At 69.2% G+C, this 5141-nt stretch carries 4 protein-coding genes; 1 reads left to right on the forward strand and 3 read right to left on the reverse strand.

The window, feature by feature from the left end; genetic code table 11:
* Window positions 1-59 precede the first annotated feature (59 nt).
* From ACFXB5_RS47035 to coxB, 3 genes are read right to left on the reverse strand one after another with little or no spacing between them, the layout of a single operon-like run.
* The gene (locus tag ACFXB5_RS47035; protein WP_201856920.1) at window positions 60-458 is read right to left on the reverse strand and encodes a cytochrome c oxidase subunit 4; all 399 of its coding nucleotides are present in this window, start codon (window positions 456-458) and stop codon (window positions 60-62) included.
* Complete coding sequence (ctaD, locus tag ACFXB5_RS47040) at window positions 455-2194, reverse strand: cytochrome c oxidase subunit I (RefSeq protein WP_385220440.1); 1740 nt, start codon at window positions 2192-2194, stop codon at window positions 455-457. The genes ACFXB5_RS47035 and ctaD overlap by 4 nt, the downstream gene beginning before the upstream one ends.
* Window positions 2191-3153, reverse strand: a complete 963-nt coding sequence (gene coxB, locus ACFXB5_RS47045) for a cytochrome c oxidase subunit II (RefSeq protein WP_385220443.1) — start codon at window positions 3151-3153, stop codon at window positions 2191-2193. Before coxB ends, ctaD begins: the two co-directional genes overlap by 4 nt.
* 460 nt (window positions 3154-3613) lie before the next feature.
* Here coxB and ACFXB5_RS47050 point away from each other — a divergent pair, with 460 nt between their 5' ends.
* A complete protein-coding gene (locus ACFXB5_RS47050) occupies window positions 3614-5023 on the forward strand; it encodes a cysteine desulfurase/sulfurtransferase TusA family protein (RefSeq protein ID WP_385220445.1) in 1410 nt (469 codons plus the stop codon).
* The last annotated feature ends 118 nt before the right edge of the window (window positions 5024-5141 follow it).

A 5141-nucleotide genomic window follows, 5' to 3' on the forward strand; every position in this document is an offset into this window, starting at 1 on the left:
CCCCGGTCACGCCACACAGCGGCCACGCCCCCCCCCCCGCTCGTATCAGCCGGTCAGGGCTACTGGTTGGCGTTCTCGCCGCGGTAGTACTCGAAGACCCAGCCGAAGAGGCCGATCATGATGATCGGGGCCGAGAAGAAGAGCAGCCACCAGCCGAAGATCACGCCCAGGAACGCCATGGCGCCGCCGACGCCGAGGGAGAGCGGCTGCCAGCTGTGCGGGGAGAAGAATCCCAGCTCGCCGGCGTCGTCCGCGACATCCGCGTCCTTGTTGTCCTGCGCACCGACATCCACCCGGCGGGCCGTGAAGGCCAGGTAGTAGCCGATCATGATGCTCAGCCCGAAGGCCAGGAAGAGCGCCGTGGTGCCGGCCGGCTCCTTCGACCACACGCCATAGACGATCGCCATGACGAGGATGAAGACGGCCAGCCAGATGAACATCCGGCCTTGGACCTTCACTTGCCGGCCTCCTTACCACCCGCGAGGGCCTTGTCATCGTCAGGCGCACCGTGGTTCTCGAGCTGGTCGAGCGCCGCGATCTCCGGGTGGTGCAGGTCGAACGCCGGGGATTCGGAACGGATCCGCGGCAGGGTGAGGAAGTTGTGCCGCGGGGGCGGGCAGGAGGTCGCCCACTCCAGCGAACGGCCGTAGCCCCAGGGGTCGTCGACCTCGACCTTCTTGCCGTACTTGGCGGTCTTCCAGACGTTGTAGAGGAACGGCAGGATCGACAGGCCCAGCAGGAAGGAACTGATGGTCGAGATGGTGTTCAGCGTGGTGATGCCGTCGGCCGCCAGGTAGTCGGCGTACCGGCGGGGCATACCCTCGGCGCCCAGCCAGTGCTGCACCAGGAACGTGCCGTGGAAGCCCACGAACAGCGTCCAGAAGGTGATCTTGCCGAGCCGCTCGTCCAGCATCTTGCCGGTCATCTTCGGCCACCAGAAGTGGAATCCGGCGAACATCGCGAAGACCACGGTGCCGAAGACCACGTAGTGGAAGTGGGCCACCACGAAGTACGAGTCGGAGACGTGGAAGTCCATCGGCGGCGACGCCAGGATCACACCGGTCAGACCACCGAAGGTGAAGGTGATCAGGAAGCCGACCGCCCAGAGCATCGGGGTCTCGAAGCTCAGCGACCCCTTCCACATCGTGCCGATCCAGTTGAAGAACTTGATACCGGTCGGCACCGCGATGAGGAACGTCATGAACGAGAAGAACGGTAGTAGCACTCCGCCGGTGACATACATGTGGTGGGCCCACACCGTCACCGAGAGACCGGCGATCGAAATGGTCGCGGCGATCAGGGAGATGTAACCGAACATCGGCTTCCGGGAGAAGACCGGAATGACCTCGGAAATGATGCCGAAGAACGGCAGCGCGATGATGTACACCTCTGGATGGCCGAAGAACCAGAAGAGGTGTTGCCAGAGCAACGCTCCGCCATTGGCCGCGTCGAAGACATGCGCCCCGAATTTTCGGTCCGCCTCCAGGGCGAACAGCGCGGCGGCCAGCACCGGGAAGGCGAGCAGGACCAGCACCGCGGTCAGCAGCACGTTCCAGGTGAAGATCGGCATGCGGAACATGGTCATGCCGGGAGCGCGCATGCAGATGATCGTGGTGATGAAGTTGACCGCACCGAGGATCGTGCCGAAGCCGGAGAGGGCCAGACCCATGATCCACATGTCCGCGCCGATACCCGGCGAACGGACCGCGTCCGACAGCGGGGAGTAGGCGAACCAGCCGAAGTCGGCCGCGCCCTGCGGGGTCAGGAACCCGCCCACCGCGATCAGCGAACCGAAGAGGTACAGCCAGTACGCGAACATGTTCAGCCGCGGGAACGCCACATCGGGCGCACCGATCTGCAGCGGCATGATCCAGTTCGTGAAGCCCGCGAACAGCGGGGTGGCGAACATCAGCAGCATGATCGTGCCATGCATGGTGAACGCCTGGTTGAACTGCTCGTTCGACATGATCTGCGTACCCGGACGGGCCAGCTCGGCGCGCATGAGGAGCGCCATCAGGCCGCCGATGCAGAAGAACGCGAACGACGTGACGAGGTAGAGCGTGCCGATCGTCTTGTGGTCCGTGGTGGTCAGCCACTTGACGACGACATTGCCCGGCTGCTTCCGACGTACCGGCGTTTCCCGCTCTTGCGAGGCGGTGGTGCCGGCACCCTGGGGTTCGTTGAGGATGCTCACGATGTCCTGGTCTCCGCGTTCTTGGCGGCGTCCGTCTGCTCAATGCCCGCCGGGATGTAGCCGGTCTGGCCCTTCTTCGCCAGCTCCTTGAGGTGCTGCTGGTAACGCTCCGGCGACACGACCTTGACGTTGAAGAGCATCCGGGAGTGGTCGACGCCGCACAGCTCGGCGCACTTGCCCTTGAAGGTGCCCTCGCGGTTCGGAGTGACCTCGAAGCGGTTGGTGTGCCCCGGGATGACGTCCATCTTCATCAGGAAGGGGACCACCCAGAACGAGTGGATGACATCGCGGGACGTCAGGATGAACTGGACCGACTCGCCCTTCGGCAGCCACAGGGTCGGACCCGGGTTGCCGGTCTGCGGGTTCCGCTCACCGGGGGTGCCCGCCTCGTAGACGCCCTCGGCGCCCTTGGGGACCGCGCTCAGCATGCGCTTGGGGATCGCGGAGATCTCCTTGGCTTCCTGCTTGGGCGTGGCGGTGGACCCGTCCACGTTCTCCATGTAGTTGAAGCCCCAACTCCACTGGTAGCCCACCACGTTGACTACGTGGTCGGGCTTCTTGGAGGTCTTGAGGAGCGCGTTCTCATCGCGTGCGGTGAAGTAGAACAACACCGAGACGATGATGATCGGGACCACGGTGTACAGCGCCTCGATCGGCATGTTGTACCGGGTCTGCGCGGGAACCTCGATCTTGGTCCTGCTGCGACGGTGGAAGATGACCGCCCAGATGATCAGGCCCCAGACCAGGACGCCCGTGGCGAGCGCCGCCGCCCACGAGCCCTGCCACAGGGAGAGGATCCGCGGCGCCTCCTCCGTGACGGGGGTAGGCATTCCGAGGCGGGGGAAGTCCTTGGATGTGCAACCGGTGGCGGTCGCCAGGACCAAGCCCGCGGCCAGCGCCTGCAGCAGCTTCCGCCGCACCGGGCGCCGCGACGAGCGGTCGGAGCCGTTGGGACTCACGTAGCGCCTTCCCGAGAGTCTCGCCCGCGCGGTCAGCCGCGGCCGTCTGTCTGGTCGGTCGCCGGCCCGGTGCGGGCAGGGGTTTGGATGTTTATGCGGACCAAACCCTACTGGACGCCATTTGGGGTCGCGCGGGGAGGGTGCCCAACGCGCCGGGGCGCTCCTCGAAGGGGTGGAATCCCGGGCTCCGGCGGCCTTTTCCGGCCGGGCGCGGCACGGGTTCCGGGCCCGGTCCGGGCCCGGCTCCGGGCAGGTGCGAACCCGGTTCCGGGGGCGGTGCGAACCCGGTTCCGGGGGCGGTGCGATTCCGACTCCGGGGGCGGTGCGATTCCGACTCCGGTTCCGGGGGCGGCGCGCACCTGGCTCCGGTCCCGGTGCGATCCTAGGCGGGGCCGTGCCCAGCCGCGGATGAACGAGCGCACCTCGCGCCACTTCCCGCGGAGCGCTTAGCGTTCCTTACGTGCCCTACTTCGACGCGGCCTCATCCGCTCCTCTGCACCCCGTCGCCCGGCAGGCGCTCCTCGCCGCGCTCGACGAGGGGTGGGCCGACCCCTCACGTCTCTACCGGGAGGGGCGGCGGGCCCGGCTGCTGCTGGACGCCGCGCGGGAGGCGGCCGCCGAGGCCGTGGAGTGCCGCCCGGACGAGCTCGTCTTCACTCCTTCGGGGACCCGCGCGGTGCACGACGGCATCGCGGGGGCGCTCGCGGGACGGCGGCGCGCCGGTCGCCATCTGATCGTCTCCGCCGTGGAGCACTCCTCGGTGCTGCACGCGGCGGCCGCGCACGAGGCGGACGGCGGCACGGTCACCGAGGTCCCGGTGGACCGTACGGGACGGGTCGCGCCGGGTGCGTACGCCGCGGCCCTGCGGGACGCCCCGGGCGGGGTGGCGCTGGCCTGTCTGCAGTCCGCCAACCATGAGGTCGGCACCCTCCAGCCGGTGGCCGAGGCCGCCGAGGAGTGCGCGGCGGCGGACGTACCGCTGCTGGTGGACGCGGCGCAGTCGCTCGGCTGGGGCCCGACAGAGGGCAATTGGTCGCTTCTGACCGCAAGCGCCCATAAATGGGGCGGTCCTGCGGGGGTGGGGCTGCTCGCGGTGCGCAAGGGAGTGCGCTTCCGTGCGGTCCAGCCCGCCGACGAGCGGGAGTCGGGCCGCTCCCCCGGGTTCGAGAACCTCCCCGCCATCGTCGCCGCGGCCGCCTCGCTGCGGGCCGTCCGGGCGGAGGCCGCCGCCGAGGCGGAGCGGCTGCGGGGGCTGGTGGAGCGGATCCGGGCGCGGGTGCCGGAGCTGGTGCCGGATGTCGAGGTGGTCGGCGATCCGGAGCGGCGGCTGCCGCATCTGGTGACCTTCTCCTGCCTCTATGTCGACGGAGAGGCGCTCCTCCATGAGCTGGACCGCGCGGAGTTCTCGGTCTCGTCCGGCTCCTCCTGCACCTCCTCCACACTGACCCCGAGCCATGTGCTGCGGGCCATGGGGGTGCTGTCCGAGGGCAATGTGCGGGTCTCGCTTCCGCCCGGTACGGCCGAGGCGGACGTGGACCGGTTCCTGGAGGTGCTGCCGGGGGTGGTGGCGGGCGTACGGGAGCGCCTGGGCGCGCCGAAACCGGCCGAAGCCGCCGACCCGGCGGCTCCCGAGCCCGAGCCCGAACCCGAGCTGGTGGTCGACTCGCTGGGCAAGCGGTGCCCGATCCCGGTGATCGAGCTGGCCAAGGTGATCGGCGAGGTGCCGGTGGGCGGGGTGGTGACGGTCCTGTCCGACGACGAGGCGGCCCGGCTGGACATCCCGGCCTGGTGCGAGATGCGTGGCCAGACGTACGAGGGCGAGCGCCCGGCCGAGCGGGGCGTGGCGTACCGAGTGCGCCGCCGCGCCTAGGGGGTGTCCGGCGGATCATGACGCCTGCGGCGGGCTGCCCCCGCCCCCCCCCCGGGCACAAACTTGGGGGGGCGCCCGACCCCCGGGCGGCGGGGGGTCTGGCGCGGAGCCACGCGGG

Origin of the sequence: Streptomyces sp. NPDC059455 (assembly GCF_042750115.1) — a bacterium.
Classification (GTDB): domain Bacteria; phylum Actinomycetota; class Actinomycetes; order Streptomycetales; family Streptomycetaceae; genus Streptomyces; species Streptomyces endocoffeicus.